The organism is Prosthecobacter sp. (assembly GCF_014879935.1).
In the GTDB taxonomy this organism is placed as follows: domain Bacteria; phylum Verrucomicrobiota; class Verrucomicrobiia; order Verrucomicrobiales; family Verrucomicrobiaceae; genus Prosthecobacter.
On the sequence record NZ_JACSRD010000136.1, the window covers coordinates 1 to 26660 of the forward strand.

At 61.4% G+C, this 26660-nt stretch carries 26 protein-coding genes; 11 read left to right on the forward strand and 15 right to left on the reverse strand.

Annotated features, from left to right (window positions below; all coding sequences use genetic code 11):
* The first annotated feature begins 10 nt into the window (after nt 1-10).
* Together IAE77_RS11430 and ccsA are read left to right on the forward strand one after the other, a co-directional pair.
* Nucleotides 11-1312 carry a cytochrome c biogenesis protein ResB gene (locus IAE77_RS11430; protein WP_294226354.1) on the forward strand — a complete coding sequence of 434 codons (1302 nt, stop codon included), beginning with the start codon at nt 11-13 and terminating at the stop codon, nt 1310-1312.
* A 21-nt stretch (nt 1313-1333) separates the two neighbouring features.
* Nucleotides 1334-3496, forward strand: a complete 2163-nt coding sequence (ccsA, locus tag IAE77_RS11435) for a cytochrome c biogenesis protein CcsA (protein WP_294226357.1) — start codon at nt 1334-1336, stop codon at nt 3494-3496.
* On the opposite strand, the gene IAE77_RS11440 is transcribed toward ccsA, so the two are convergent.
* The 7 genes from IAE77_RS11440 to IAE77_RS11470 form a co-directional block, all read right to left on the reverse strand.
* Nucleotides 3497-4132: an N-acetylmuramoyl-L-alanine amidase gene (locus tag IAE77_RS11440; RefSeq protein WP_294226360.1), complete on the reverse strand. Its 636-nt coding sequence runs from the start codon at nt 4130-4132 to the stop codon at nt 3497-3499. It lies immediately after the preceding gene.
* 177 nt (nt 4133-4309) lie between these two features.
* Entirely contained in the window at nt 4310-5173 is an 864-nt protein-coding gene (locus IAE77_RS11445) for a type II secretion system protein (RefSeq protein ID WP_294226363.1), read from the reverse strand.
* Nucleotides 5174-5278: 105 nt separating this feature from the next.
* Nucleotides 5279-6097 (reverse strand): UDP-2,3-diacylglucosamine diphosphatase LpxI, encoded by an 819-nt coding sequence (gene lpxI, locus IAE77_RS11450; RefSeq protein WP_294226366.1) that lies wholly within the window; start codon nt 6095-6097, stop codon nt 5279-5281.
* Between the two features lie 127 nt (nt 6098-6224).
* Nucleotides 6225-6530: an STAS-like domain-containing protein gene (locus IAE77_RS11455; protein WP_294226369.1), complete on the reverse strand. Its 306-nt coding sequence runs from the start codon at nt 6528-6530 to the stop codon at nt 6225-6227.
* Nucleotides 6527-7459, reverse strand: coding sequence for a hypothetical protein (locus IAE77_RS11460; protein WP_294226372.1), 933 nt, complete (start codon nt 7457-7459; stop codon nt 6527-6529). The genes IAE77_RS11455 and IAE77_RS11460 overlap by 4 nt, the downstream gene beginning before the upstream one ends.
* 7 nt (nt 7460-7466) lie before the next feature.
* Nucleotides 7467-8267: a TatD family hydrolase gene (locus IAE77_RS11465; protein ID WP_294226374.1), complete on the reverse strand. Its 801-nt coding sequence runs from the start codon at nt 8265-8267 to the stop codon at nt 7467-7469.
* 38 nt (nt 8268-8305) lie between these two features.
* Complete coding sequence (locus tag IAE77_RS11470; protein ID WP_294226377.1) at nt 8306-8584, reverse strand: hypothetical protein; 279 nt, start codon at nt 8582-8584, stop codon at nt 8306-8308.
* An 83-nt stretch (nt 8585-8667) separates the two neighbouring features.
* Here IAE77_RS11470 and moeB point away from each other — a divergent pair, with 83 nt between their 5' ends.
* A complete protein-coding gene (gene moeB, locus IAE77_RS11475) occupies nt 8668-9813 on the forward strand; it encodes a molybdopterin-synthase adenylyltransferase MoeB (RefSeq protein ID WP_294226380.1) in 1146 nt (381 codons plus the stop codon).
* Nucleotides 9814-9920: 107 nt separating this feature from the next.
* On the opposite strand, the gene IAE77_RS11480 is transcribed toward moeB, so the two are convergent.
* The 3 genes from IAE77_RS11480 to IAE77_RS11490 form a co-directional block, all read right to left on the reverse strand.
* Nucleotides 9921-10877: an alpha/beta hydrolase gene (locus tag IAE77_RS11480; RefSeq protein WP_294226383.1), complete on the reverse strand. Its 957-nt coding sequence runs from the start codon at nt 10875-10877 to the stop codon at nt 9921-9923.
* A gap of 18 nt (nt 10878-10895) precedes the next feature.
* The gene (locus IAE77_RS11485; RefSeq protein ID WP_294226386.1) at nt 10896-11741 is read right to left on the reverse strand and encodes a TIGR00730 family Rossman fold protein; all 846 of its coding nucleotides are present in this window, start codon (nt 11739-11741) and stop codon (nt 10896-10898) included.
* Between the two features lie 131 nt (nt 11742-11872).
* Complete coding sequence (locus IAE77_RS11490) at nt 11873-12460, reverse strand: RNA-binding protein (protein ID WP_294226388.1); 588 nt, start codon at nt 12458-12460, stop codon at nt 11873-11875.
* A 448-nt stretch (nt 12461-12908) separates the two neighbouring features.
* Between IAE77_RS11490 and IAE77_RS11495 the strand changes: the two genes are divergently transcribed.
* From IAE77_RS11495 to IAE77_RS11505, 3 genes are read left to right on the forward strand one after another with little or no spacing between them, the layout of a single operon-like run.
* Nucleotides 12909-13157: a glutaredoxin family protein gene (locus IAE77_RS11495; RefSeq protein ID WP_294226391.1), complete on the forward strand. Its 249-nt coding sequence runs from the start codon at nt 12909-12911 to the stop codon at nt 13155-13157.
* A gap of 32 nt (nt 13158-13189) precedes the next feature.
* Nucleotides 13190-13789 carry a DUF6580 family putative transport protein gene (locus IAE77_RS11500; RefSeq protein WP_294226393.1) on the forward strand — a complete coding sequence of 200 codons (600 nt, stop codon included), beginning with the start codon at nt 13190-13192 and terminating at the stop codon, nt 13787-13789.
* Nucleotides 13786-14796, forward strand: coding sequence for a spermidine/putrescine ABC transporter substrate-binding protein (locus IAE77_RS11505; RefSeq protein WP_294226396.1), 1011 nt, complete (start codon nt 13786-13788; stop codon nt 14794-14796). Before IAE77_RS11500 ends, IAE77_RS11505 begins: the two co-directional genes overlap by 4 nt.
* Before the next feature lie 4 nt (nt 14797-14800).
* Here IAE77_RS11505 and IAE77_RS11510 read toward each other — a convergent pair whose 3' ends face one another.
* Nucleotides 14801-16054 carry a competence/damage-inducible protein A gene (locus IAE77_RS11510; protein WP_294226399.1) on the reverse strand — a complete coding sequence of 418 codons (1254 nt, stop codon included), beginning with the start codon at nt 16052-16054 and terminating at the stop codon, nt 14801-14803.
* Nucleotides 16055-16089: 35 nt separating this feature from the next.
* Nucleotides 16090-16731, reverse strand: coding sequence for an AAA family ATPase (locus IAE77_RS11515; protein ID WP_294226402.1), 642 nt, complete (start codon nt 16729-16731; stop codon nt 16090-16092).
* A gap of 102 nt (nt 16732-16833) precedes the next feature.
* Here IAE77_RS11515 and IAE77_RS11520 point away from each other — a divergent pair, with 102 nt between their 5' ends.
* The 3 genes from IAE77_RS11520 (at nt 16834) to IAE77_RS11530 (ending at nt 21498) form a co-directional block, all read left to right on the forward strand.
* A complete protein-coding gene (locus IAE77_RS11520) occupies nt 16834-17250 on the forward strand; it encodes a c-type cytochrome domain-containing protein (protein ID WP_294226405.1) in 417 nt (138 codons plus the stop codon).
* A gap of 148 nt (nt 17251-17398) precedes the next feature.
* Nucleotides 17399-18778, forward strand: a complete 1380-nt coding sequence (locus tag IAE77_RS11525; protein ID WP_294226407.1) for an aspartate aminotransferase family protein — start codon at nt 17399-17401, stop codon at nt 18776-18778.
* A 17-nt stretch (nt 18779-18795) separates the two neighbouring features.
* The gene (locus tag IAE77_RS11530; protein WP_294226410.1) at nt 18796-21498 is read left to right on the forward strand and encodes a DUF1553 domain-containing protein; all 2703 of its coding nucleotides are present in this window, start codon (nt 18796-18798) and stop codon (nt 21496-21498) included.
* Nucleotides 21499-21743: 245 nt separating this feature from the next.
* Here IAE77_RS11530 and IAE77_RS11535 read toward each other — a convergent pair whose 3' ends face one another.
* Complete coding sequence (locus IAE77_RS11535; protein ID WP_294226413.1) at nt 21744-22694, reverse strand: prenyltransferase/squalene oxidase repeat-containing protein; 951 nt, start codon at nt 22692-22694, stop codon at nt 21744-21746.
* Nucleotides 22691-22894 (reverse strand): hypothetical protein, encoded by a 204-nt coding sequence (locus tag IAE77_RS11540; protein ID WP_294226416.1) that lies wholly within the window; start codon nt 22892-22894, stop codon nt 22691-22693. Before IAE77_RS11540 ends, IAE77_RS11535 begins: the two co-directional genes overlap by 4 nt.
* Before the next feature lie 164 nt (nt 22895-23058).
* Between IAE77_RS11540 and IAE77_RS11545 the strand changes: the two genes are divergently transcribed.
* Together IAE77_RS11545 and IAE77_RS11550 are read left to right on the forward strand one after the other, a co-directional pair.
* The gene (locus IAE77_RS11545) at nt 23059-23331 is read left to right on the forward strand and encodes a WXG100 family type VII secretion target (RefSeq protein ID WP_294226419.1); all 273 of its coding nucleotides are present in this window, start codon (nt 23059-23061) and stop codon (nt 23329-23331) included.
* A 51-nt stretch (nt 23332-23382) separates the two neighbouring features.
* Nucleotides 23383-23895, forward strand: a complete 513-nt coding sequence (locus IAE77_RS11550; RefSeq protein ID WP_294226422.1) for a hypothetical protein — start codon at nt 23383-23385, stop codon at nt 23893-23895.
* On the opposite strand, the gene IAE77_RS11555 is transcribed toward IAE77_RS11550, so the two are convergent.
* Nucleotides 23896-26658, reverse strand: a complete 2763-nt coding sequence (locus IAE77_RS11555) for a serine/threonine protein kinase (RefSeq protein WP_294226425.1) — start codon at nt 26656-26658, stop codon at nt 23896-23898.
* Nucleotides 26659-26660 lie beyond the last annotated feature (2 nt).

The following is a 26660-nucleotide window of genomic DNA, read 5'->3' on the forward strand; positions in this document are numbered from 1 at the left end:
ATTTCGCCCCGTGTCCCCCCCCAGCCAAAATCCTCTCGCGAAAATCGTCGCCTTCCTTTCCAGCTTCGGCCTAGCCACGGTCGTGCTGGCCTTGCTGCTGCTCATCACCTTCCTGGGAACGCTGGAGCAGGCGGAATACGGTCTCGTGGCCAGCCAGGCCCGTTACTTTGAGTCCTTCTTTGTCGATCGCATCGACATCGGCGCCTGCCTGCGTGCGCTGGCGATCGTGGACCTCGGCCGGTTCACGCTGCCACTGTACATCCTCCCGGGCGGCTACACGCTGATGGCGATCCTGTTCGTGAACATGTTCCTCGGGGGCATCATTCGCATCCGCAAGTCGCCGAAGACCATCGGCGTGATCATTTCGCACTTCGCCATCCTCCTCATGATCGCCGCCGGCGCGGTCAGCTACCACTTTGCCATCGAGGGGAACATGAGCCTGCGGGAGGGGGAGACGAGCGATGAGTTTCTCAGCTTCCATGACCGTGTCATCGAGATCGAAAAGGTCCAGGCAGACGACAAGGCGAAGCGCTCCGTGCTCGTGATCGATGAGTCCCAGTATGAGGACCTGGGCGCGGGGAAGGGAAGGACGTTCACCCATGAGAGCCTGCCCTTTGATCTCATGATCACGAACTGGAAGCAGCACGCGCAGCCCAAACGTGATCGCGAAGGCACGCGCGGCGATGTCATTGATGGCTACTTCATCCAGGAAGTGAGCCCGGTGGATGAATCCGGCTCTGCTTTGGCGGACGAACAACTCGCCAGCGCCTGCGTGGCCATCGTAAAGGACAAAAAAGGCGGCGAGGAGCAGAAAGGCATTCTCTGGGAGTTCGCCGCGGCACCTTGGACAGTCACCGTCGGCGGCGACAAGTATCTCATCTCGCTCGTGCATCGGACCTACCGGCTGCCGTTTGCCATCAAGCTGGACAAAACGGAGGAAGAGAAGCATCCCGGAACCCGCATGGCACGCCGTTTCACCAGTTGGGTGACGAAGCTGGAAGGCGGACGCGAGGAGAAACGCGTGATCACCATGAACGAGCCGGTGCGCAGCGAGGGCTACGCCGTGTTCCAGAGCACCTTCAGCTCCGGTGAAGGTGAAGGCAATGGCGTGAAGAGCAGCGGCTTCATGATCGTGGAGAATCCATCGGACCACTGGCCGCTCATCTCCTGCATCATCGTCGCTGAGGGACTTCTTCTGCACTTCCTGATGATGTTGGGACGTTTCCTCAAGGTGAACGAGTGGCTGTTCGCCGCCGGTGTGATGTTTGCGCTCAACGCCGCCTTCGGCCTGGCGATGTGGAAACTGCTGTAACCTGCTCATTGCTCAAACCCCATGAAAACTTCTCTTTGCCCTTTGGAGCCCTCTGTCGCGCGACAGCGTTTTGGAGTGCTCCAGCCCTCTGGAGCTTTCCGCGAGCCACGCAACGTTCGAAAAGCGCTGGAGGACCGGCGCACTCCAGGGCGCTGCCTCGCACTGGCGAATACCATCTGCGTGGCGTTTTGCCTTCTCACCGCGATGGCCCTGCCGGCCGCCGAGCTCCCACCGCTCGATCTTTTCCGCGACAAAGAGGTGGTGGAGACCTTTGCGTCCATCCCCGTCCAGGAATCGGGGCGGATCAAGCCGCTCGAAAATGTCGCCAACTACCGTCTGCTGCGCTTTCGTGCCCGCCGGAGCATCTGGTTGACCGAGAATGGCGAGATGGATGGCAAGCCGTTGACCGACCCCGTGGCCAGCAAGCCGATTGTGAAGGATGGCGACAAGCCAGTGAAGCTGAACGCCACGGAATGGCTGCTGATGAGCTGGTTCCGCCCCGACATCGCCAGGATCGTGCCGCTGTTCAAGGTCGATAACTCCTCCGCCATCACGGAACTGGGGCTCACTGCCAAGGGGAAGCGGGATCAGTACACCTTTGCCGAGATCGAGCCAGCGCGGCAGACGCTGATGGAAAAAATGAGCGAGTATCGCGAGATCCCGACGAAAAAGCAGACGCCGGAGCAGCGCATGATCGTGCAGCTCGCCGCGAACTTCCTCGATTACGAGATGATCACCGGGCACTTCGACTTCATCCGCTCCCCCTTGGGGGACAAAGTGGATCAACTGCCTGCTGGCGTTGAGAAACCGGTGCGCCTCTCAAAGAGCCTCAATGCCCTCGCCAATGCCGTGCGCACGAACGGCGGCCCGCCGATGCAGATCCCGTGGTTTCGCGATTTCGGCAAGGCGGCGCTCGGTGCGATGATGGGCGGCAACGCGGAGCAGCAACTCCGCATTTTCCCGCCAGGACCCAAGGCGCAGGAGGCCTGGCACGGTCCTGGAGAGATCATTTTCGGCGCCATCAATGGCGAGAAGGAAGTCAGCGCCGATCAACTTGCCTGGCTGGCGGCTTACGAAGACGTCTATCTGGCGTTGCCTGACGCGGCGAAGTTCAAAGCGGCCTCGAAGGCCCTGCTCACCAGGATCCAAGACGCCGCCAACGCTCGTGGCGAAGGGACCTTCGTCGCCTTGGAGCGTCATGCGATCAAAGCGGACTACTTTTTCTACGCGCAATGGATTTTCCTCGTCGGATTCGTGGCCGTGGCTCTGTCATGGATCGCACCCGGGTCCAAGCTGGAAAAATTCACCAAAGTCGCCACCTGGTTGCTGCTCGCCGCGGCAACGGGCTACGCCATCACGGGTGTGGTGATCCGGTGCATCATCATGCAGCGTCCGCCCATCACAACGCTGTATGAGACCATCCTGTTCATCGGCGCCTCCGTGGCTTTGTTCGGTCTTGTCGCCGAATGGATCACGAAACGCGGACTCGGGCTCCTGGTGGCGGCGATTGGAGGCACTGCCTGCATGTTCCTGGCGATTCAATTCGAAGCCAGCGAGGCCACGGACACCCTTCATCAACTGCAGGCGGTGCTGATCACGAATTTCTGGCTGTCCACGCACGTGCCGCTCATCAATCTCGGCTACGCTGCGTGCATGGTCGCCGCGCTGATCTCGATGATCTACTTCGTGCAGCGTCTTTTCGGCAGATTCGGGCCAAAATCCGATGAGGGCCGGTTTTTGACCCGTGTGGCCTATGGATTCATCTGCTGCGGCCTGTTTCTGGCCCTGGTGGGCACGGTTTTGGGAGGTATCTGGGCGAATTATAGCTGGGGCCGCTTCTGGGGCTGGGACCCGAAGGAAAATGGCGCGCTCATGATCTGCCTCATGTGCCTCGTCATCCTCCACGCCCGCCTCGGTGGTTACATCCGCGAGGTCGGCCTCCACAACTGCAACCTCGTCCTCGGCTGCATCGTGGTCTTCTCCTGGTTCGGCGTGAACCAACTCGGCGTGGGCCTGCACGCCTACGGCTTCACCGATGGCACTTGGCCCAATATCTACGGCTTCTGGATCAGTCAGGCGGCTCTGCTGATATATGGACTGGTGCTTTCACGACTGGACAAATCGTCCACGCAGGCAAAGAACGCTTCCTCGGAAGACTTGGCAGCGGCGAAAGCGTCTGCCTGATCAATTCGACTTCTTGTAGGCGATGATGCCTTGGGCGATGCCTTCGGCGATCCGCTTGCGGAATTCGCCTGTCATCATGCGTGCGCGTTCGCTGGAGTTGCTGACGAAGCCGCATTCGACCAGCACGGCCGGGTTCTTCGTGGTGGCACGGATGACGTGGAAATTCGCGCTTTTGACGCCCCGGTTGGTCATGCTGGAACGCTGCACGAGGTAGGCCTGGATGTACGCCGCCAGCATGTAGCTGGAGGAAAAGTGATAATAGGTCTCCGCTCCGGCACCACTGCCGCCGCGATTGTAGTTGTAGTGGATGCTGACGAAAATGGCGTTGCGGCGGCTGTTTCCCAGTGCTGAACGGTCATGCAGAGGAATGAACACGTCACGGCTGCGGGACATGATGACATTGAGGCCCTCTTTTTTGAGCAATTGCTCGACTCGGCGCGCAGTGTCCAGCGCGAGGTGTTTCTCATACACATAGCCGATGGCCGCACCGCGGTCGTGGGCACCATGGCCCGGGTCGAGGATGACGGTGTCAAAGGCGCTAGCGGCAGCAGACGAGAACAGGGTCGCTGCCAGGAGCAGCGAGAGGGCGGTCAGCAGGCGATGAAGGCGGTGACGAGGACGGAAAACGGGCAGCATGATCGGTTTGGGGGTGGGGGCGGGATGAGCCGAACGTCCCGCAAAGTCATGGGCCTGACAGTAAGCGGGGACCGGGCGAAAGGGTCAAGTGTTTTGCCCGCAAACTCCGCCATCAGACATAAAAAAGCCGCCGGATGTTTCCATCCGGCGGCGCAGACTCAACAACGGGTCAATGCTTTACTGCCCGAGTGGAGAAGGAGGCAGACCACCCGGTTGTCCCAGCGGAGCGCCAGGAGCACCGCCAGGAAACGCTCCAGGCAGCGGTGCGCCCGGCAGGCCGCCCGGAAGACCGCCCGGCAGGCCGCCAGGGAGCGCATTCGGGTCGGTGTAGCTGCCAACACCTTGGGCACCACCTGTGATCACGGCGTTCAAGACGCGCTGAGGCTGGCCCTGGGAAGCCTGGGTGAACGAATCCATCCCACCCGCCATCACCTTCGGACCGACGGTACCGCGCTTGCCATTCAGTTTCTCCACCTGAACGCTGCCATCATTGCGTCCGATGATGATCTCACCACCAGGCCAGGTGCGGCCCGGACGGATCTGACCGGCGACGTCCGCATTCCACTGTGGCGGCCAGCCTGGGGTGACCGGGTTTTCGTACACGAGAGGCATGTTGCCCTGTGTTGCGTCGGTCTGGCCGGCTGTGAGTGCCCAGTGGTTTTCACCTGGCATCAGCGCCATGCCGTAGGCAGGGGCTGTGCCGATGTTGTTGTCCGGGTTGTAGCCAGCAGGGCAGCCGAAGATTCGCTCGTCCATGACGATCTGTTCCTGGACCAAGAAACGGAAAGCGTCGTTGGCTGTTGCGGCGACGCCACCGGTCTGGTTGTTCGGAACCGAGTCGGGATACTGGCTGTTGTTGTCCTTGGAGAACTGCTTGAGCGAGAGGATGATCTGCTTGCAGTTGCTGATGCCTTTGGCTTGGTTGCCCATCTTCTGAATGCCGCTGTAGGCGGGCACGGCCAGACTCGCGAGAATCGCGATGATCGTGATCACCACCAACAACTCGATCAGAGTGAAGGCTTGGTTTCGTTTCGTTTTCATTTTATGAGTGCGTTTGTGGGTTGGTTATGATGTTATGCGGATGAAGGATTTCTCCTGCACCCGCATTGATTAGACCCAACAAGCCTCCAAAAGGCGAGAAAAAAATCATTCCAGAGCCACGACGCTGATTTTCAGCTCGCTGCATAGCCTGAGAACCTCCGGTTTCCCCAGAATCAACGTCCTGCCGGCCTCCACCGCGATGAGGTCCACCCCTGCTCCGACTGCCGTGCGGATGGTGTCCGGGCCGACGACGGGGACGTCGAAGCGCATGTCTTGATTCGGTTTGGAGACTTTCACCATCGTCGCGCCACCGCGTCCGAGCGAGCCACCGCGCTTCACGGCCTCGTTCGTGCCTTCAAAGGCTTCCACCGCGAGCACGGTGCCGTTTTTGACGACCACGGTTTGCCCGATGTCGAGGCGGCTGCTTTCCTTCGCGATCTTGAAGCCGTATTCGGCATCCTCCTGGCGGCGTTTTTTGATCTGCGGACCGGCGACATGGCCCGGACCGGGCATGAGGTCTTCGAGAAAGGTGGTGGCAGGCAGAAGTGCGATGCCGTCCTTGGCGAGTTCGTTCGCGATGCCGCCAAACAGCGTCTCGGCGTTCCGCTGCTTGAGCTTCGCCATCATGATCAGCGTGCGGAGGTCCGGGCGCAGGTCGAAGAGGTTCTTCGGCGCGATTTGGCCGACCATGACGGTTTGCGTGACGCCTTCCTTTTTGAAGAAGGAGATCATCTTGCCAAGCTGGCCGACGCGGAACCACTCGATGGCATCCACCATCCCCGCGAGCTCCGGCTTCGTCTCATTCGTAAAGGCGGCCGCGACGAGTTTTTTGACACCCGCCTTCCGTGCTGCCGCGACAAAGGTCTCCGGATAAATGCCGTTTCCGGCGATGAGGGCGATGGTGTCGAGGCTGGGAGTGGTCATCGAGGCGTGGAGACAGTGCGGACAGCTGAAATGCTATGCCCTGCGGCCAGCGTGTCGGCAATGAATTTCAAGAAGCCGCCGGCAGTAGAAAGCTATATGCGCTTCTTTGGCAACGGGCCCTGGACTCTCACGCCATCATCTCATGCTTTTCAAGTCCGAGCGAGATGGCCGACTCGACCAATACGCGCACCACAGGGTTGCATCCACGGAAGACGAGGCGATCCAGCACTTGGGGGCCATGCTGTTCGACGAATCCTGCCACCAGGGCGTTTATGAAAGAACTGTTGGCGTTGCGCACGCCGGTGAAGTTCAGCACGATTTCCGGACAGATGCCTGCGTAGGGGGCCATGCGCCCCTGGCGAAACTCCGCCGCCAGCGCACCATCTGCGAGGCCTGTGCCGAATTCGTCAGCGAGGTTGAGGTCGAGTTTCATGATGTGAACGTACCAGACTGTACCGTGCGGCGCAAGAGTCCAGCCTCGACCTTGGCATCATGCAGGAGGCTGGCGAAGTCTTTTACGTCCTCCTGCCGGAAGGCTGTGACCACCAAGGTGCCCTGATAGTGACCTTCGTCTGGCAATGGAATATGTTCGGGTGGTCCGCCTGCCCCTATGCGCACCACACCGTCGCCGCTGACCACGAGGAGCCATCCCCGCGTGCGCCGCACCAACCCGGAGACCAGCGTCAGGCCCACTCCTTCGTTCGTGGGGCGGCCACGGCTGGAGACTTTCGGCTCCAAGGCCTTCACAATGGCCTCAGCGTCGGTCATGCCAGCCGCCCAGGAAAAACCGGCGTCCATGAAGCTCTGGCGGATGCCCTTGCCATTGTCTCCGACGGCGAGCCGGACCAGTCCCTCGGAACGTGCCACCTGCGCCGCCGCATAACCGAGCCCGCGGCTGTGCTGACGCGCATTGTTGGCCGTCTCGGTAAAGACATACCAAGTCAGGTTGTGAAGCGCCCCAAGCGGGTGCTCGTAGTCCTCGCCGCCGGGAGCCAGACAAGTGGCCATCTCATTGCCCATCCGGTCCACATCATGATCCACCAATTGCACCGGAACGAACCGGCCCCGTGCATCGTGGCGACGAAAGTTCTCCGGCAGCTCTGCACCACAAGCCTTGAGCACATCCATGCGTTGCAGGTAGCCGGTGATTGCGCAGCGCTCCAGATTCTGAAACGCCACCCTTTTACCTTGCCGCAACCATCGAGTGACTGTGGCCACCAACGCTACAAACGCACCGGGGGAAACCCGGCGTAGCGCCTCGAAGTCGAGCTTCACCTCATCCGCGTCGCCTACCGTGGACAACTGTGCAAGGAACGGCAACAAGCCATCCGCGTTGATCTGGGCTGGCAGGCGTAGATGCATGATCGAATCAAAGCGTAAACCTCTCACACTGGCCCATGAAGGCGCGGGGATTGTCCCAAGCGACGCGTTGGATCATTTCGGGGGTCCAGCCGCGGTGGCGCATGGCTTGCATGGTCTTGGGGACGGCGAGGGGATCGCTCACGCCCCAGTCGCAGGCGCTGTTCATCCAGATGCGCTCGGCCTGGCGGTGCTCCAGCATGTCGATGGCACGATTGGGGGTGCATTTGCTCTCGGGATAAAGCGTGATGCCGGCCCAGAAGCCATGGTCGAGCACGTGGTCGATGGTGTGCTCCTCGACGTGGTCGATGATGACACGCTCGGGCTTGATCTTGGAGAAGTTTTTCAGCGCCTGGACGATGAGGTGCGTGCCTTTGAGCTTGTCCTCAAGGTGCGGGGTATGGATGAGGACGAGTTGGTCGTAGTCCTGCGCGACTTGCAGATGGCGCTCGAAGATGGCGAGCTCGTTGCGGCTGTTTTTGTTGAGGCCGATCTCGCCGATGCCGAGCACGCCGGGCTTGTCGATGAACTGCGGGATGAGGGCGATGACGTCCTCGGCGAGCTTGAGGTCCTCGGCTTCCTTCGGGTTGATGCAGAGCCAGCAGAAGTGCTTGATGCCGAACTTCGCGGCACGCTTCGGCTCATACTCGGTGATCTGGCGGAAGTAGTCGTAGAAGCCGTCGGCGCTGGCGCGGTCAAAGCCGGCCCAGAACGCGGGCTCGCAGATGGCCTGACAGCCGGCAAGCGCCATGCGCTCGTAGCAATCCGTGGTGCGGCTGACCATGTGGCCGTGGGGTTCGATGTAGTTCATCCCTGGGAGTTCCAAGTTTCAGGTTTAAAGTTTCAAGTTCAGGCCTTGAAGGCACCGATGGCACCTTGCATGGTGGCTTTGGCGATGGGTTCGGTGCTGGGATCGCTGAAGCTCAGCAGCACGTCTTTGGCACGCTGTGGTTTGTCTTGAGAAAGCAGCGTGAGGGCGTTTTTGAGGGCCTGGACGCGGAAGTCGCCGTCCTGACCGGCTTTTTGGACGCGGTCGAGGAAGGCGGCGAGGTCGATGAGCTTCGAACGCGAGTCCATGAAGCCGAGATCGACCAGATTGACGGAGGTTGGGGGTGTCCAATCAGGCATGAGGGCAGACTAGACGGGGCATTTCGGGCCGCAACCGTGGGAATCGTTGCGCCCGAGCCGTGGCACGCCATCGTAGGGCAGCAATGTCCGACCTGACCCCCGACGAACTGCGCCGCTATGCGCGTCACCTCGCGATTCCCGAATTTGGGATCGAGGGGCAGCGTCGGCTGCGGGCGGCGCGGGTGCTGTGCATCGGCGCGGGCGGTTTGGGGTCGCCAATCACGATGTACCTCGCGGCGGCGGGTATCGGCGGGCTTGGTCTCGTGGACCCGGATGTCGTCGAGGTGACCAATTTGCAGCGGCAGATCCTTTTTGGACAAAAAGACCTCGGCCGGAAAAAGCTCGACGCGGCCCGCGAGCGCCTGCTGGACATCAATCCGCATCTCGATGTGCAGGTTTACCCTGAGCGATTCACGGCGGAGAACGCGATGCGCATCGCCGCGGGCTACGATGTGATCATTGACGGCACGGACAACTTCCCCACACGCTACCTGAGCAACGACGTGGCCGTGTGGCTGAAGAAGCCGAACGTGTATGGCAGCATCTTGCGCTTTGACGGGCAGGTGGGCGTCTTTGCGCCGCATCTCGGTGCCCCATGCTATCGCTGCATGTGCCCGCAGCCACCGCCTCCCGGCCTGGTTCCTTCTTGTGCAGAAGGCGGCGTGCTCGGCGTGCTGCCGGGCCTCATCGGCACGATGCAGGCGCTGGAAGCCATCAAACTCATCACCGGCATCGGCCAGCCGCTGCTCGGCAAACTTCTCCATCTCGACACGTTGAGCATGCGCTTCCGCACGCTCACGCTGCGCCGCGATCCGGACTGTCCGGTCTGCGGCGACAAACCCACCATCACCCAACCCATCGATTACGAGGGCTTCTGCGGCATCCCCAAATCCCCCGCGGCAGCTCCCGACATGCCAGCCATGACCGTCCACGAACTCAAAGAGCTCCGCGATGCCGGAGACGACCACTTCCTCCTCGACGTGCGCGAGCCGCACGAGCAAGCCATCTGCCGCATTGATGGTGCCACGCTCATCCCTCTCGGTGAGCTGGAAAACCGCACCGGCGAGCTGCCGAAGAACAAACGCATCCTCGTTCACTGCAAAAGCGGCGGACGCAGCGCCCGCGCCGTCAGCCGCCTGCGTGAGCTGGGCTTCAACGACGTGTGGAATGTGTCCGGCGGCATCATCGCCTGGGCACGCGAGATTGATCCCAAGATGTCTGAATACTGATGAGCGACACCGCCTGGCTCGAAGACTTCCTCCCGCTGATGCGCTGCCCGGACACGCACCAGCCGCTGCGCCATGCCACGGCCGAGGAATGCGCCAAACTCGGTGTTTCAGCGGCTCTGACGACGCAGGACGGCAGCCAGCATTTCGCCATCGATGACGGCATTCCCATCCTGCTGCCCCAGGCTTCCCGGTGAATCCGGTTTCGCCAGCGCAGCCGACAGGATCTGCTCAGCGTGCGTGATCGGCATGGAGTAATGGCCGTCAATCTCGGACCAGGTCGTGCTGGCGGCCGGAATCAGCGAGGCGATGCGTTCGGTGTAGGTGTAGGCGATGTTGCGATCCTGTTTGCCATGCCAAAAACGGATGGGAAAGGCGATCTGGCTGACCTCAAAGCCCCATTCGCTGAGGTAAATGTCAGCGTCGGCGATCACGCTGCGTGCGCCGCGATTCAGAGCTCCAAGAGTCGCATCACGGACCACTTCGTAGATTCCGGGCTGCTGCAACACGCGGCGGTCTTCTTCCCCAAGGAGTTTCATGAGCCATTTCAGCGGTGCTTTTTGCGGCGAACCCCGGGCCACCATGCCGCCCAGTCGCAGGACAGCGCCAAGGATGGTGGGAAAAAAATGCCGCAACTGGATCATGGCCCGGTAAAGCCAGAACATGTCGCGATCGCCGAGAAACTTCAGCGGCGGAGCCCCGCAGATGATCGAGGCGGAAAGCAGGCGCTTCGGCAGCTTCAGTGCGGTCACCAGCACGTAAGGCCCGCCGCCGCTCCAGCCCAGCACATGGTAGTTGTCCGCGCCGACATGAGCGGCCAGTTCGGTCAGTGTCTGAGGCCAGTCAAACAGCGTTCGGCCGGGCTGGAAGTCCGAGAGGCCGATGCCCGGCCGGTCAGGACAGATCAGCCGGATGCGATGTCTTTTGGCCGGCTCGTCGAACAGCGATCCCTGCACATGCGATGACGGCCAGCCGTGGAAGTAGAACATGACCTCGCCACGTGGATCACCATACTCGGCGTAGCCCAGCTTGAGGCCGTTCGAGAGGGTGAAGGTGTGCGCGGACATGGTGGCGAAGTCAGGAGTTCACTGCGCGGCTTCAAGGGCCTTCTCACCCAGCCAGGCGCTGCGTTGCGGCATGCGTTGGCGACGCAGGCCGAACTGCTTCACCGCCTTCTCCTGCAAGTGGGCGCACGCCTCTTCAACCGAGTCGGTCCATTTGATCAGATCGAGGTCCTCCGGGCTGATCGTGGCCCCTTTGAGCATGTGTTCCATGAATTCGCGCATCTGGGGCCAGAACTCGGAGCCCATGATCACGATGGGGAAGCTTTTCACCTTGCGAGTCTGGATGAGCGTGAGCGCCTCGAACATCTCATCCATCGTGCCAAACCCGCCGGGCATGATGACGAAGCCGTAGCTGTATTTGATGAGCAGCGTTTTGCGCACGAAGAAATGGTCCATCGTGACCCAGCGGTCGAGATAGGGATTGTGGCTTTGTTCGAAGGGAAGGCGGATGTTGCAGCCGATGCTGCGTCCACGAGCATCTTTCGCGCCACGATTGGCGGCCTCCATGATTCCTGGCCCGCCGCCAGTCATGACGGTGAAGCCCATGCGGGCGATCGCCGCGCCCATGTCACGCGCCAGTTGGTAATAGCGGTGTTTCTCGTCAAAACGGGCCGAGCCGAACACGGTGACACACGGACCCACGAAATGCAGCGCGCGAAATCCGCGCATGAAGTCCTTTGCCACGCTGTAAAGCAGTTGCAGGTCGCGCAAACGGCGGTTCGGGCCGCTCAGGAGCGCCCGGTCGTCGAGCAGGCTGCAAAAGTGCTCGTCCGCGCGGACTTCCTCCGGGCTGACTTGGACGACGGGTGCGCTGGTCATCGCGGTTCCGGGTTCAGGTTCCCGATCGAGCAAGGGGGAGGCAGGCATGGTGTGGCTGTCGTTGTTTGTAGAAGTGCGACGCGATTTGTTCACTGGCGACCGCACTTTCTGCGGCCATTCCGAAAAAGAAAGCCCGCAGGCTTCACAGCCTGCGGGCGGTAGGGAGTCTGAGGTCTCGATCAGGCTGCCGCAGCAGCCGGCTCCTCCTGCGGAGCTCCATCATCGCTGCCACCGCGGTTGTTCGGCTTTGCGCCGCTGAGCTGCAGCGGGCGTCCCATGAAGTCTTTGCCGTTGAGTTCTGCCACGGCACGGCGTGCCTCATCCACGCTGCCCATGGTCACAAAGGCGAAGCCTTTGGAGCGCTGGGTGCGGCTGTTGACCACGACTTCCGCATTGCGGACACCGCCGACACCGTTGAACAGCTCAAACAGATCGCTCTCAGTGGCGTCGTAGGACAGATTGCCCACGTAGAGGCGATCCGTCGTGATTTCGGCCGGATTGACGGCCGACGGAGCCTCGCGGCGTTGACGGGGCTCGCGTTGCGGACGCGGCGCGGACTCGTGGTTTGCGGAAGCGGGGCGGTTCTGCGGTTTCGGGCGGTTCCGGGACTTGGATTTGCCGAGGCCGAAGAAGCCCAGAATTTTCTGCAGGAAGGAAGGAGGGGCTTCGCGGCCACCTTCGCGGCTGGGACGGGGACCGTCAGGACGGGGGCCACGATTGCGGCTGCGACGACGGCGGTTGCGGTTCGGATTTGGGTGATCGGACATGGGGTGCGTTGGCGTTGGGGTGTGTTGTGTGTTCGAGCAGGGCCGGGGCGCTGGGAACGGCGGCGGGCGGGAACGGGCGGCTTGCCTCTTCCACGGCTCCGCGGCACCTGGCAGACCGCACCTGCGGTCTGCCACAGCGCCACATCGGGCTGCTGCAGTTTTCAAAGCCGGGCCGCGACGGCCCAGCGGGCTCAAAGGACATTCCGACGGGTGTTAGGGACACGCCGGGAGTCACTTTCAGGCGTTCCGTCCAGTGGAACGTCTCCTTCAGCGCATTCTGGGTTCGGAGATGGCGCATTAGGGGATTATTCGGTCAAAAGGACAGGAATCGGAGCGTTGGGGGGCTCTGAAAACAGCGGGCCGATTCTAAGCGGGGCAGAGGGGGCAGGTCAACCGCGAATCCCGGACGCGCGCTTGCCTCCATGGCATGACGCGGCATCATGCGCGCATGATCAAACCCATCCTCTATGTCAAAACCGGCTGCCCGTGGTGTGATGAAGTGCTCGACTACCTCGACGCCCGCCGCATCACGTATGAAAAGATCACCGTCAGCGGCAATCGCGAGGCCATGCAGGAGATGATCGACCTCAGCGGCCAGAGCAAGGCCCCCACGATGGACTGGGACGGCGAGGTGCTCGCCGACTTCGGCGTGGATGAGCTCGTGCCCTTCCTGCGCAAGAAAGGCGTCGCGGTCTGAGCAAAGACATCGTATCAACCTTCCTCTCCGACATGAACTCCCGATCCTCACGCGCCTTCGTCGTTCCATTCGTTCTCGTGCTCGCCGCCGTGCTCTTCCGCTATTTCAAGCTGGCTGGCATCGCGCATGTGCCGTGGCTGGAAAATTTCACCCCATGGATGGCGCTGGCCTTCACTGGGACGCTGGTGTTTCCGAAGCGGGTCTCGTTTCTGGCCATTCCAGCGTTGCTCCTGGTCATCGGTCTGGCGGCGACGGGCCTGAAGGACGTGTTGCACTGGGAAGCGGTGGCCGTTTACGGCTGTTTTGGCCTTGCCGCCTGGTTCGCCGCCCGTAGCCGGGGGCAAATCGGCCTCGTGGGCAGTTTGCTCGGTGTGACTGGCTGCTCGGTCGGCTTTTACCTCATCACAAACACGGTTTCGTGGCTGCATGATCCAGTTTATGCCAAGACACTCGCGGGCTGGGCGCAGGCGCTCACATCCGGCACACCGGGTCTGCCGCCCACGACGTGGTTCCTGCGTCAGTCGCTCCTCAGCGACCTCCTTTTCTCCTGCCTCCTGCTCGCTGCCTACAACACGGAGGCCGCCATCCGTCGTCAGCCAGCCATTCCGGTCCTGCGCACTGCTGCCGCATGAAGCCGCTGGTCTGCCTCTTTCTGCTGTCCGCCGGCGCGTTCGCGGAAACGCTGCACATTTACACCTGGGCGGACTACGTCAGCCCTGAGGTGGTCGAGAAGTTCGAGAAAAACCACGGCTGCAAGGTGGTGGTGGACACCTTTGACTCGAACGAAAGCATGTATGCGAAGCTCAAGGCCGGCGCGACCGGCTACGACCTCGTGTTTCCCACCGCCTACATGATCCAGGTCATGAATGCGCAGGGCATGCTGGCGAAACTGGATCACACGAAGATCCCGAACCTGCCCAACATCGATCCCGCGGTTCTCGCCAAGGTCACGGACAAGACGATGGAGCACAGCGTGCCCTACACCTTCGCCTACGCGGCCATCGCCGTGCGCAAAGACAAGATCAAGGACGCTGAAGCTTCGTGGGCGATGTTTGACCGGCCTGCACTGGCCGGACGCGTCACCTTGCTGGATGACATGCGCGAAAGCATCGGCGCGGCACTCAAATCCCTTGGCCACAGCATCAACACGCGTGACGAGGCGCAACTGGCCGCCGCACGCGACGTGTTGATCCGCTGGAAAAAGAACATCGCCCGCTTCGACAACGAAGGCTACAAGGCCGGCATCGACTCCTCCGAGTTCCTGCTCGTTCACGGCTACAGCGGCGACCTGTTCCAGGTGCAGATGGAGAATCCCAAAGTCGAGATTCTCATCCCTCGCGAAGGCGTGACCATCGGCTGCGATGAAATGGTCATTCCCAAGGCCGCGAAGCAGGGCGAACTCGCCCACGCCTTCATCAATTTCGTCCTCGATCCCGCCATCGCCGCCGAGAACATGGAGTGGATGGGCTACTACTGCCCGAACAAACCCGCGCTCGACAAAGTCAGCCCCGATTTCCTCAAAAACCCCGCCATCACCATTCCTGCCGACGTTGAAGCCAAATGCGAGGTCATTGAGGATCTCGGCCCCGACATCGCGAAATACACGAAGGTCTGGGATGAGGTGAAGGCGGCTCGTTGACCACTCACACTCTCGGTTTCAACCCACACAACCTCCGCCGCAGCAGATCCAGCGCCGCTTGGGATGTGAGCAGCTTGAACCGATCCCGGGCTCCGGGGTAAAACCGCTTCAAAGCCCAGGTCTCCGCGTTTTTCGAAGCCAGGCCGATCCACACCGTGCCCACCGGCTTCTCGGGTGTGCCGCCCGTCGGGCCGGCGATGCCGGTGACGGACAGCGCGTGATCCGCGCCGCTTTGCTTGAGAGCGCCTTCGGCCATCGCACGGGCCACTTCCTCGCTCACGGCACCGTGCTGTTCGATCAACTCAGCGGGTACGCCGAGGTGCTGTTGCTTCGCTTCATTCGCATAGGTCACCCAGCCGTGGCCAAACACGCGTGAGGAACCGCTCACATCGGTGATGCGGCTGGCGATGGTGCCGCCAGTGCAGGATTCGGCGGTGGCCAGCCATTCACCGCGCTCCGTCAGCAACTGCACGATCACTTCCTCGAGGATGCGCCGGTCTTCGGAGGTGATGCAGTCGCCAAACGCTTCGCGCACGATGCCTGCGCCCGCCTCCACGCTGCTCTGCGGACCGGCAAGGCGCACATCCACATCGCCACCGCGGATGCAGTAACCGAGATCGAGCCCGGGCACGCATTCGAGGCGCTTTTCGACCGCCTCCACGATGTCGGATTCACCCACGCCGGTCACTTTGAGATACAGCACGCGTCGCGAAGCGCCATCCGGCAGCCATTCGCGCAGGCGTGGTTCCACTTCGTTCTCGATCATCGGTTTCAGCTCACGCGGCGGGCCGGGAAGGAGAAAAAGGTGCGCGTTCCACCCCAGCGCTTCACCGAGTGCGGCGGGGAAATACAGCCCCGGTGCTGTTCCAAACGGGTTCGGCATCACGGCGGCACCGCGTGGCACCATCGCCTGCCGTTTCGTCGCGTCGTTGACCGGTTTGCCGCGTTTGGCGAAGTATTCGTTCAAGTGAGCCATCACACCGTCATTCAGCTTCATCGGCAGGCTCAGCAGTTCGGCCGTCGATTCGCGGGTGAGGTCGTCATTCGTCGGTCCCAGGCCGCCCGAAACCAAAACGACGTCCGAACGCTGCGCTGCCTCGGCGATCGCCACCCGGATCACGGCTCCGTCGGGAACAATCGTCTGCCGCGCCACCTGGATGCCCAGCGCGGCCAGCCGCTGGCCGATCCACGCCGCATTGGTGTTCACTGTGTCTCCGAGGAGAAGTTCCGTGCCTGTGTTGACGAGTTCGACTCTCATGTGCGGTTCTCATTACGCGCACGGAGGCGTTTGGATCAACGCATCTTTCGCCGCCGCTCCTTGCAGCCCAGTTCGCTCACGATGCCGTCGAGCACCGCCAGGCCGAAGGAGATCTTTTTGAAGAACGACGGATTGTGCGGCACGAGCATGAACTTCGGGTGCTGCGACCACAGATCGCGCAGCCGACGGTCGAGCTTCACCGCCTGTTCCAACGTCTCGTTTCGGATGGGATTTCCGCCTTCGATGCTCATGTGGCCCACGGCCGCACTTTCAAAAAAGATGACCGCGTCGTAGCGGGCCAGTTCACGTTCCAACGAAGTGCCGATGTCTTCGAAAAAGCCCTCGCTGCCGCCGGGCCAGTAGGCGGCTCCATCCACCGTGCCGCGGTCACAGAGCAGAATTTGCTCCTCATGCTGGGCCATCACGGCCTCCTCCAGATGGATTTGGACGTGATAAATCGCGCGTTGCGCCGCGTGAACGGCCTCGATCTGGGGCACGCGAGGAAATCCGCCGCTGAAGACCATCGTGGCCGCCTCGGGAACCAGAACGACCTTGCCGCCCATTTCTCGGCGGAAGAGGTCTCCCGCCGTCGTCTTGCCGCCGCCCGGTCCACCGGTCAGGACGATGCGGCAGTGGCCGTTGGGGCGAGGTTTTGGGAGACGTTTGGGAGGCTTCATTCGGTGCAACGATCATCGCGGCACGCCCGCATCGTCAAGGACAGGCCCAACTTTGCACAAAGTGCGCATAGCCACGGGTCCGGTGCCAGCTATGCTCGATTCATGCGTTCCGCCTTCATCTTCGTTCTGTCGCTCTCCGCCTGTGCGGTCGTCCGGGAACCATCCTCTGCGGAGGAGAAGTACTTCATGACCGAAGTGAAGCCCGTTTTTGAGCAGCACTGCCTCCGCTGTCACAACGGCTCCCTGCCGAAGCCCGCGCTCAATCTCAGCAGCAAGGCCACCGCATTCCAGCGCACTGCCAAAGGAGAGTCATGCCTTGTTCCGGGCCATCCAGATAAGAGTTTGCTGATCACTGCGGTGCAACGGGGCGGCACGCATGCCAAGATGATGCCACGCACCGATCTGAGCCTCACGGAAGATCAGATCGGCGAACTTCGCGAATGGATCGAGGACGGCGCTTTTTGGCCGGAGGGCGACCAAGGCGTACTCAAGGCCGTGAAAGGCCCCGAGGGCTTTTGAAGCGGTTGATCCACGTTTCGAGTTTCATGAAACATGAAACATGAAACGTGGAATCTGGAATTCACCCACACCCGGCGCACAAAAATACCGCGACCTGCTTTAAAGCGAGTAGCAGCTCCGTGGCGGCACATGCATCATCGTCGCCACTATGGGCAAAGAATTCAGCACCATCCCGCAAACCGTTCCGCACGTCGAAACCAAGCACCGCCGCATCTGCACGCCGGTGCCGCATCCGGACAGCGTCCCGCTGCTGGATCGCATGCGCGAGGTGGAGCCGCTGTCCATGCGCGGCATGCCGCCCATCGTGTGGGACAAGGCGCAGGACATCCATGTCTTCGACAAGTATGGCAACCAGTGGCTCGACTGGAGCAGCGGCGTGCTTGTGACGAACGCCGGCCACGCCGCGCCGGAAATCTGCAAGGCGATGATCGAGCAGATCCAGAGCGGACTCATTCACAACTACGTTTTCCCGAGCGAGGAACGCCTCGAAGCCGAGGAGATCATCGCCTCGGTCTCGCCGGAGGGCCTGAAAAAGGTCTTCCTCCTCAGCAGCGGCAGCGAGGCCACCGAGTGCGCCATCAAATTGAGCCGCGCGCACGGCATCAAAGTCGGCGGCACGTCGAAAATCGGCATCATCGGCTTTGATCGCGGCTACCACGGCCGCACGCTCGCCAGCCAGCAGGCCGGCGGCATGAGCGGTCAGAAATCGTGGATCGTGAATCTCGACAATGCCATCATTAACGCGCCGTTCCCTGATGGCTACTGGGAGGGCGACAGCAGCTTCGATGCGTTTTTGAAAGCGATCGAAAAGAGCGGCATGAAGCCCCAAAACATAGCCGGCGTCATCATGGAGAGTTATCAAGGCGTCGGTCCTGACTTCGCGCCCGTCGAATACATCCAGAAGCTCCGCCAGTGGTGCGATGAGCATCAAGTCGTGCTCACGTTTGACGAAGTGCAGTCCGGCTTTGGTCGCACGGGCAAGTTCTGGGCCTTCGAGCATTACGGCGTCACGCCGGACCTCATCTGCTGCGGCAAGGGAATCAGCAGTGGCATGCCGCTGAGCGCCGTGATCGGCCGCCAGCACATCATGGATCAATTCCCGGCCGGCAGCATGACCAGCACGCACACCGGGAATCCCGTCTGCTGCGCCGCCGCCACCGCCAGCATCCGCAAGACGCTCAAAGAAGACCTCACCGGCAATGCGGCACGTCTCGGCGTGATTTTGCACGAGCGCTGCAAAGCCATCCAGAAGCGCCATCCGCACGTCATCGGCCACGTCACCTGCGCCGGACTCGTCGCAGGCATGCAGACCGTCGTTCCCGGCAAAAAAGAGCCGAATCACGACCTCGCGCATCGCATCATCGAGCTGTGCTATCAGCGTGGTTTGCTGCTCTTCGCACCCGTTGGCGCCTGGGGCCAGACCGTGAAGATCTGCCCGCCGCTCACCGTCACCGAAGAAGCCCTCCTCGAAGCCTGCGATGTCATGGACAGCGCGGTGGATGATGCCGTGCGAGAAATGTCGGCCTGAGTCTGCGTACAGTAGGCATGCACGGAACGCGCCTGCTTTTGCCCCTGACCTTCGTCGCCGCCATGCCGGCTGCGGCGGCCCCATTGACGTTTGAAAAAGACGTGCGCCCGATTTTGAAGGCGCACTGCTTTCACTGCCATGGCGAGGAAGGGGAGACCAAGGGCGGGCTCGACGTGCGACTGGCGCGTTTCATTGTCAAAGGCGGCAAAACGGGTCCTGCGATCGTCCCGGGCGATGCGGCGAAGAGCCATCTGCTCGAACTCGTGAAGGAAGGCGAGATGCCGAAAGGGAAGGGGAAGCTCAAGGACAAGGACATCGCGACTCTGGAAGCCTGGATCGCCGGTGGAGCGAAAACGGCTCGTCCGGAGCCGGAGAAACTCGGGCCCGAGCATGCCTTCACGGATGAAGATCGGGCGTGGTGGTCGCTCCAGCCGATTTCGATTCCGAAAGTTCCAAGTTTCAAGTTTCAGGTTTCAGGTGGCCAAAGCGCGTCGTCAGCGGCCAACTTGAAACTTGAAACTTTAAACCTTAAACCCGGCATCGATGCCTTCATCGCCGCCAAGTTGACGGAAAAAGGCCTCAACTTCTCGCCGGAGGCCGATCCGGTGACGTTCATTCGCCGCGCCAGTTTTGACCTGCTCGGGCTGCCGCCGACGCCGGAGGAGGTCGATGCCTTTGTTGCTGATTCAATCCGCAATCCGAATTCCGCAGTCCGCATTCTCATCGATCGTCTTCTTGCGTCGCCGCACTATGGCGAGCGTTGGGGCCGTCACTGGCTGGATGCGGCTGGTTACGCCGATAGCGAGGGCTTTGGCGAGAAGGATCTGGAGCGCAAATGGGCGTGGAAATATCGAGATTACGTCATCGACGCCCTGAACAAGGACAAACCCTTCGACCAGTTCGTGCGCGAGCAGATCGCGGGTGATGAGATGATTCCGAAGCCGTTCAACAAGGAATCGGCCGACTCGATCGAAAAACTCGCCGCCACCGGGTTCCTGCGCATGTCGCCGAATGGCACCGGTGAGCTGAGCGATGAAGCGACCAAGAATGCCAACATCGCCGACACGCTCAAAATGGTCGGCACCTCGCTCTACGGCCTCACCATCGGCTGCGCCCAGTGCCACGATCATCGCTACGATCCGATCTCGCAGGCCGACTACTACCGCCTGCGGGCCGTGTTCGAGCCCGGTTTCGACACGAAGGCGTGGCGCAATCCGGCTCGTCGCCTCGTTTCACTGCTCACCGATGCTCAGGCTGCGGAAGCGGCCAAGGTGGAGGTGGAGGCAAAGAAGATCGACGACGCTCGTCTCAAGAAGACGGAGGAGTTCATCACCGAGGTGCTTGAAAAGGAACTCGCCAAGGCCCCGGAGAAGGATCGCGACGCATTGCGCACCGCTTATCGCACCGAAGCCAAGAAACGCGGCAAGGAGCAGGTCGCGCTCCTGAAAGCCTGGCCGCGCATCAACCAGCTCAGCGCCGGTTCACTCTACCTTTACGACACCACCTACAAGACGAAGCATGCCGCTGAATTGAAGGCCATGTCCGAGGAAGCTGCCAAGGTGCGCGAGAAGAAGCCGAAGGAGGAGTTTCTGCACGCCTTTGTCGAAGAACCGAAGGCCAAGCCCGAACTCATCCCTGCCACGTTCATTTTCAATCGCGGCAATCATGACCAGCCGAAGGACAAAGTCGGCCCCAGCGAGCTCACCGTGCTCGCCGGCCAGCGGAAGGTCGAATTGCCCGAGAAAGACCCGAAACTGGCCACCAGCGGCCGCCGTCTCGCCTTCGCGAACGCTTTGACCGATGGCAAACATCCGCTGCTGGCCCGTGTGATGGTGAATCGCGTGTGGATGCACCACTTTGGCAAAGGCATCGTCGCCACGCCCGGCGATTTCGGCCAGCTCGGCACCAAACCCACGCATCCCGAGCTGCTCGACTGGCTCGCGGCCGAGTTCATGCGTCAGGGCTGGAGCCTGAAGCATCTCCATCGCCTCATCATGACCTCCCGCACCTACCGGCAGGCCTCCACGCGCGATGCGAAGCGCGACACCATCGATCCTGACAATCGCCACCTCAGCCGCATGAACATCCGCCGGCTGGAGGCCGAGGTGCTGCGCGATTCGCTTCTGGCGATCAGTGGAAAGCTCAATCCCGCCATCGGCGGAGCGCCCGTGCCTGTCATGTTCAATGAGGAAGGGCAGGTCGTCATCGGCATCGACACCACGGACACCGCCGGCCGTCCCACCGGCAAGATCATCCCGCTCAATGGCGACGAGTTCCGCCGCAGCATCTACGTGCAGGCACGGCGGTCACGCCCGCTGGAGATGTTCGCCACCTTCGACGCCCCGATCATGGAGCCGAGTTGCGATGCCCGCGCCGTCACCACCGTCAGTCCGCAGAGTCTGCTGCTCATGAACAGCGCCACCATGCGCGTGCATGCCCAGCAGTTCGCCCAGCGCGTGCAAAACGAAGGCGGCAAGGACCTGCCCGATCAAATCCGCCTCGCATGGAAGCTGGTGCACGGCAAGGCACCGTCCGAGTCGGACGTGCAGCAGAGCGTTGAGTTCGTGCAGGCCCAGACGGAGTTCTACAAGGCCAATCCGACTCCTCTCGAGGCCCAGCTCGGCGCCCCATCAAAGACGCCCGCCGATCCCGCCTTCCTCGGCCTCACCGCTCTCTGCCATGCACTCATGAGCAGCAATGCGTTGCTGTATGTGGATTGAGGGTTTGGAGTGCGGAACACTGCCGCTCATGGTGCGGTTGATTGATTTGTCAGCAGATTCTGAATCGCCGTGATATGCCGTGATTCATTCCATGCGGGGCTGGTGATGAAACCGTTGGCGGCTTATGGCAGCGGGCTGCCCTTTGCGCCGGTTCTGCGCCGCATTGGCATCAGCGCCTGCTGACAGCAGCAATCCGACGATTCCGACCCGGTGACCGGCTCTTTGCATGCGAGCAGGTCGAGCCGCTACTTCATCACCCGCTGCACCTGTTCCAGCGCCAGCACGGTGTAGGCGGTGACGAGGACGGGATCGCTTTCCATCCAGCGGCCTGAGGCTGTGTTGGCCCAGGAGCCGTCGGCATTTTGCAGGCTGATGAGTTTTCGCGACAGATCCGCCGTCCAGTCAGCCGCACCAGACTTGGTCTTCAACGTGCGGATGCCAGCCGTGGCCAGGGACTTTGCCATCGTGTGATAGTAGTAATAGAGCCCCTCGGCTCCCATGCCGGGGTTTTCATCCACCGTGTAGTTCGCGCCGAGCCATTCGAGCGCGGCCTTGATTCGTGGGTCCTCCGGCGTCAGCCCGGCATAGATGAAACTGAGCATGCCGGCGTAGCTGATGCTGCCGTAGTAGCGCATCGGCACCGGTCCGCCGTCCTTTTTGCCACCGCGCGGTGCCTGCGGCACCGGTGTGTAGCCGAAGGCGCCGATGTTCTCCTGGTCCTGACCGGCCCAGGGCTGGTCGTTCGTGGCTTTCAGGTTCTGGCAGCGGGAGACGAACTCGATGGCGGCATTCCAATTCAGATCGTCCTTCTTCTCCACTGGCTTGCCGCTGTCTTCGAAGAGCTTCTTCGAGTAATACAGCGCCTCCAGCGCGAAACTCGTGTTCGACAGGTCCCCATGGGCCGGTGCGCCGGGCTGAGCGCCGCCGTAACCGATGCCGCCGTCGAAGGGATTGTCCGTCTTGCCCGGCGTGTCGGCGTCGTTTTGCTGATGGGCGACGAATCGGCGGGCACGGCGGATGATTTCCTCATCCTCCGGCCGCGCACGCAGCACCAGGGCCATCAGGCAGATGGCCGTGTTGTAGTTCGCACGCGCCTTCGTGTACATGCCGCCGTCAGGCTTCACGTTGCGCAGCAGAAAGTCATAGCCGCGCTTCAATTCGTCGGACTTGGCTTCATTCGCTGGGTCTTGGATCAAGGCGGAGAGACCAGGGCGCTGAGCGCTGGATCATCGGCCGTCACCCAGTGGCCTCCCTCCTTGTCCTGCCGGCCCTTGAGGAACTCCACTCCGCAGCTGATGGCCTTTCGCACCTCCGCTTGAGAGGGCACTGTTTGTGCGTGGGATACGATGGGAAGGCTGCCGGCCAGCAGCATGGTGAGAAACGAGCAGGTCTTCATGGCATGGATGGGGTTGGGTTGGCATGGGCAGAATCCGGGCCCGGGAGCCGCGGCACAATCCCAAAGGCGTCGAAAATGCCGTGATCGGGCTGTTTTTGTCCATGGCTGCTCCTGCGAGCCAGAAATTTGCTCGTCATCCGGCGTGGATCAGCCATCATTCCCACATGGCCCAGGCAATCATGAATCCCGAGGAGGTCCGTCGCTTCGCGGCGGAGCTCAAACGCTTCAACACCGACATGCAGCAGCGTGCTTCCTCGCTGCAAAGCCGCTTCTCCGCCCTCGGCGAGACCTGGCAGGACGCCGAGCATGAAAAATTCGCCGCCGAGTTCCTCACCACCATGAAGGCCATCAAAAAATTCATGGAGATGAGCGAGCAGCACACGCCCTTCCTCCTGCGCAAAGCCCAGCGGATCGAGGACTATCTGAACCAGCGGTGACCGGGGCCCGGCAACTTGAAACTTTGAACCTGAAACTTCGAACTGCGTTTCATGGCTGACCAAGCCCGCATCTCCAACCTCGACGCCATCGAGTCCTTCCGCAGCGCCTTGATCGTCTTCAGCAGCAAGACGCGCCAGTCGCTGGAAATGACGCAGGATGCGGTGAAAAAGACCCGCGCCTGGCTGCAGACCGAGCAGCCGGCGTTCTGGTCCACCCAGATCCGGCAGCGGCAAAAAAAACTCGATCAGGCCAATGCCGAGCTCATGAGCGCCCGCATGTCCGAGTTTGTGGAAGCGCCCACGGTGCAGCAGATGGCCGTGCGCAAGGCCAAGGCCGCGCTGGAGGAGGCGCAGGCCAAGCTGGAGCGCACCAAAGCCTGGGCGCGTGACTACGACCGCACCGTCGATCCGCTCGCCCGCAAGCTGGATGCCCTGCGCGACTTCGTGGACAACGATCTGGCGCTCGCGACCTCCTATCTCGTCGAGATCCAGCAGATCCTCCAGGCCTACAATGAGGCTCCAGCTCCTGCTGCAGCACCTGGGCAAACGACAGCAGCAGAATGATCACTTCGGGATTCGGGAGGTTTCTTTCAATGCCTGGCTGAAACTGGCCAGCCAAGCCTTGCCGACATCGTCGAGCTTGTTGGCCGTATTTTGCTTCTCCAGGATTCCGAGGCCCGCTTTTAGATGTGTCACAGCAGAGGCGATGCTCTGCGGTGTGCCATGGTTGAGTTCGACGCGGGCGACGTTCCAGTGGGAAACGGCCAGGTCCACCTGCCAGCGAATGTTGCTGGGATCAGCGGCGGCAAGTGTCCCCGACAGATCGAGGTCCCTTTGCCAATGCACTTTGGCATCCTGACTTCCTGCCGTGGAAAGGATCTGGGCGAGGTTTTCATGGGCTACTGACAGGTCGTGCAACAGTTGCAGGTTGCCCGGATCAGCGCTGTAAAGGTGCTGCATGAGATCGAGGGCTTGCCGACCCGTGTTTGCAGCTTCACTGGTTTTTCCTGTCTTCATCTGCACGATCGACTGTTTCTGGAGGGCGACAGCAAGGGCACGTCGAAGGCTGGCGTCGCCGAGCGCCTCATCGAGCAAAGATTGAAGCTCGCTGATTTCATCGTCGAGTGCTTGGGATGCCTCGGTTAGCCTGCCCGCCTCAAGACTCAGATCCGCACGACGTTCGGTAAGGGTGGTGCGGGCTTTGTGGCTGCTGACATCCTTCGGGTCGCGTTTGATCAAGTCATCGAGAAGGAGGGTTCCTTTTTGATAGGACGCTGCCGCCTCGTCCAAGCGGGAGCGCTTGCGTGACAGGTCTCCAAGCCGTTCATGAGTGGTCGCAAGGTGACGTGCGAGGCCTGCACTCGAGAGATTCGCCTCATGGAGGGCCTGCACCGCCGTCTGCTCTGCTTTTGCAGAAGCGAAAGCAGCATCCAAAAGACCACTCTGTTCATGGACGAGGCTCATTCGTCCATCGGCTACCGCCAGATCCAGAATTCGTTGCTTGTCATGCGGAGCAGCTTGCGCCCGCTCGGCCATGATGCGGTGAAACTCACGGAAGGCTGCAACTGCCTCGTCCGTATGCCCCATGGCGAGAGCGATCTGGCCGCGGTTTTGCCACATGCCGCCACGATTGCGTTTTTGGGTGTCGGTTTCGGAATCTGCAGGCTGGCTTTTGAAATAGGCCTCCGATTTCTTGGCGACATCATCTAGGAGTGCGATTCGGTTCAAGGGCTCCAGTTTGTCGCGTAGGTCAAACAGCATGTAGTTGATGAGATCCTCCGCCTCCCCTCGCGCCGTGATGGCGATGCCGCGTTCCTTTTCGGCCTGTGAACGCGCCGCATCGGCGAGGTTGCGTTGATCTTCGGCGGTCTGTCGTGCCTGAGCTTCGAGGATGCGGGCTTTGGCTTCGAGTTCCCGGGCGGTTTGCGCCTCTTTCTCACGACTTTCCGCCAGGAGCCTGGCATTTTCGGCCATGATCCGGGCGTTTTCGGCGGACTGGCGTGCATCGGCTTCCGCGTCCCGCGCTGCCACTGCGATGCGCCACTGCCAGGCGGCAGCGCTTCCTCCTGCGATGATTGAGACGAGGACAGCGGCGCTGGCAGCAAAGGCGAGTTTGTTTCGTTGAATGATCTTCTTGATGCGGTAACCGGCGCTGGGTGGGCCGGCGCTGACGGGTTCGTTCTTGAGGAACCGGGAAAGGTCTTCCGCGAGTTCCATGGCAGCGGAGTAGCGGCGTGTGCGGTCCTTTTCGAGCGCTTTGAGCACGATCCAGTCGAGGTCACCATGAATCTGCTGGCTGAGGCGGCGCGGATCGGTGCGGCGGGTGGAAACGGCCTGCTGCTTCTGCGCCTCGGTGGCGGAAAGCCAGCGCGTGCTGGGCCGACGCGGCGGTGTGGCATCACGAATCATCTGAAGAACGTCGAAGACAGCCTTTTTGACTTCTTCCCTGCCGATGGGCGGCTCGCCGACGAGCAGTTCATAGAGGATCACTCCAAGAGTGTAAACGTCGCTGCGGGTGTCGATGTCCGCGAAACTGCCGGCCTGTTCCGGGCTCATGTATTGGAGTGTGCCGATGACCATGTCAGCGGCGGTGCGCAGGCGGCTGGCGAGCAACTCCTCCTCGTCAGGCGACATGGCTTTGGCGATGCCAAAGTCGATGATTTTCGGCACGGGGAAGCCATCCACTTCCGCGACGAGGATGTTCGTGGGTTTCAGGTCCCGATGAAGGACCTGCTTCATGTGGGCGTGCTGCACGGCCTGGCACACCGGGATAAAGAGCTGGATGCGTTCTCGGACGGACAGATGTTTTTCGTCGCAGTATTTTGTGATGGGTTTGCCGGGGCCTTCGGAGCCTTTGACCATTTCCATCACGAAGAAGGGACGTCCGCTCTCGGTGGTGCCGGCATCATAGACAGCGGCGATGTTGGGATGGTCCATCTTGGCCAGGAGCTTTTTCTCCGCCTCGAAGCGTGCGAGCACTTCTTCACTGTCCATCCCCTGGAGGATGATCTTCAGCGCCACATCCCGCTTGAAGGGAGCGACCTGTTCCGCCCACCAGACGGTTCCGAATCCACCACGCCCGAGTTCCTGCTTTAGCAGGTAGTTCCCGATCTGCATGCCTGCCGTCTCCATCGCATAGCGTGAGGTGCTCCCGGTGACGGCTCGGACGTCCATCTTGATGGTGAGGTCATCCGTGAAGGCCTGGGGTGGTTTGTCACCATCGTGAGCCGTCATGACATCCCGCATGATGCCGAGCACTTCTTCACGGGCGGGGAGCTTCACGGTGGGGGCGTCGTCGAATGCAGAATCGTGTTTGGGGTCGCTCATGA

Bases quoted from the DNA above. Each gene is read 5' to 3' on its own strand.
- IAE77_RS11485 (WP_294226386.1), bottom strand. From the start codon at position 11,741: ATGCCTGCCTCCCCCTTGCTCGATCGGGAACCTGAACCCGGAACCGCG.
- IAE77_RS11495 (WP_294226391.1), top strand. From the start codon at position 12,909: ATGATCAAACCCATCCTCTATGTCAAAACCGGCTGCCCGTGGTGTGAT.
- lpxI (WP_294226366.1), bottom strand. From the start codon at position 6,097: ATGACCACTCCCAGCCTCGACACCATCGCCCTCATCGCCGGAAACGGC.
- IAE77_RS11500 (WP_294226393.1), top strand. From the start codon at position 13,190: ATGAACTCCCGATCCTCACGCGCCTTCGTCGTTCCATTCGTTCTCGTG.
- IAE77_RS11550 (WP_294226422.1), top strand. From the start codon at position 23,383: ATGGCTGACCAAGCCCGCATCTCCAACCTCGACGCCATCGAGTCCTTC.
- IAE77_RS11540 (WP_294226416.1), bottom strand. From the start codon at position 22,894: ATGAAGACCTGCTCGTTTCTCACCATGCTGCTGGCCGGCAGCCTTCCC.
- IAE77_RS11480 (WP_294226383.1), bottom strand. From the start codon at position 10,877: ATGTCCGCGCACACCTTCACCCTCTCGAACGGCCTCAAGCTGGGCTAC.
- IAE77_RS11530 (WP_294226410.1), top strand. From the start codon at position 18,796: ATGCACGGAACGCGCCTGCTTTTGCCCCTGACCTTCGTCGCCGCCATG.
- IAE77_RS11470 (WP_294226377.1), bottom strand. From the start codon at position 8,584: ATGCCTGATTGGACACCCCCAACCTCCGTCAATCTGGTCGATCTCGGC.
- IAE77_RS11515 (WP_294226402.1), bottom strand. From the start codon at position 16,731: ATGAAGCCTCCCAAACGTCTCCCAAAACCTCGCCCCAACGGCCACTGC.
- IAE77_RS11465 (WP_294226374.1), bottom strand. From the start codon at position 8,267: ATGAACTACATCGAACCCCACGGCCACATGGTCAGCCGCACCACGGAT.
- IAE77_RS11455 (WP_294226369.1), bottom strand. From the start codon at position 6,530: ATGAAACTCGACCTCAACCTCGCTGACGAATTCGGCACAGGCCTCGCA.
- IAE77_RS11440 (WP_294226360.1), bottom strand. From the start codon at position 4,132: ATGCTGCCCGTTTTCCGTCCTCGTCACCGCCTTCATCGCCTGCTGACC.
- moeB (WP_294226380.1), top strand. From the start codon at position 8,668: ATGTCCGACCTGACCCCCGACGAACTGCGCCGCTATGCGCGTCACCTC.
- IAE77_RS11555 (WP_294226425.1), bottom strand. From the start codon at position 26,658: ATGAGCGACCCCAAACACGATTCTGCATTCGACGACGCCCCCACCGTG.
- IAE77_RS11525 (WP_294226407.1), top strand. From the start codon at position 17,399: ATGGGCAAAGAATTCAGCACCATCCCGCAAACCGTTCCGCACGTCGAA.
- IAE77_RS11520 (WP_294226405.1), top strand. From the start codon at position 16,834: ATGCGTTCCGCCTTCATCTTCGTTCTGTCGCTCTCCGCCTGTGCGGTC.
- IAE77_RS11460 (WP_294226372.1), bottom strand. From the start codon at position 7,459: ATGCATCTACGCCTGCCAGCCCAGATCAACGCGGATGGCTTGTTGCCG.
- IAE77_RS11445 (WP_294226363.1), bottom strand. From the start codon at position 5,173: ATGAAAACGAAACGAAACCAAGCCTTCACTCTGATCGAGTTGTTGGTG.
- IAE77_RS11545 (WP_294226419.1), top strand. From the start codon at position 23,059: ATGGCCCAGGCAATCATGAATCCCGAGGAGGTCCGTCGCTTCGCGGCG.
- ccsA (WP_294226357.1), top strand. From the start codon at position 1,334: ATGAAAACTTCTCTTTGCCCTTTGGAGCCCTCTGTCGCGCGACAGCGT.
- IAE77_RS11505 (WP_294226396.1), top strand. From the start codon at position 13,786: ATGAAGCCGCTGGTCTGCCTCTTTCTGCTGTCCGCCGGCGCGTTCGCG.
- IAE77_RS11510 (WP_294226399.1), bottom strand. From the start codon at position 16,054: ATGAGAGTCGAACTCGTCAACACAGGCACGGAACTTCTCCTCGGAGAC.
- IAE77_RS11490 (WP_294226388.1), bottom strand. From the start codon at position 12,460: ATGTCCGATCACCCAAATCCGAACCGCAACCGCCGTCGTCGCAGCCGC.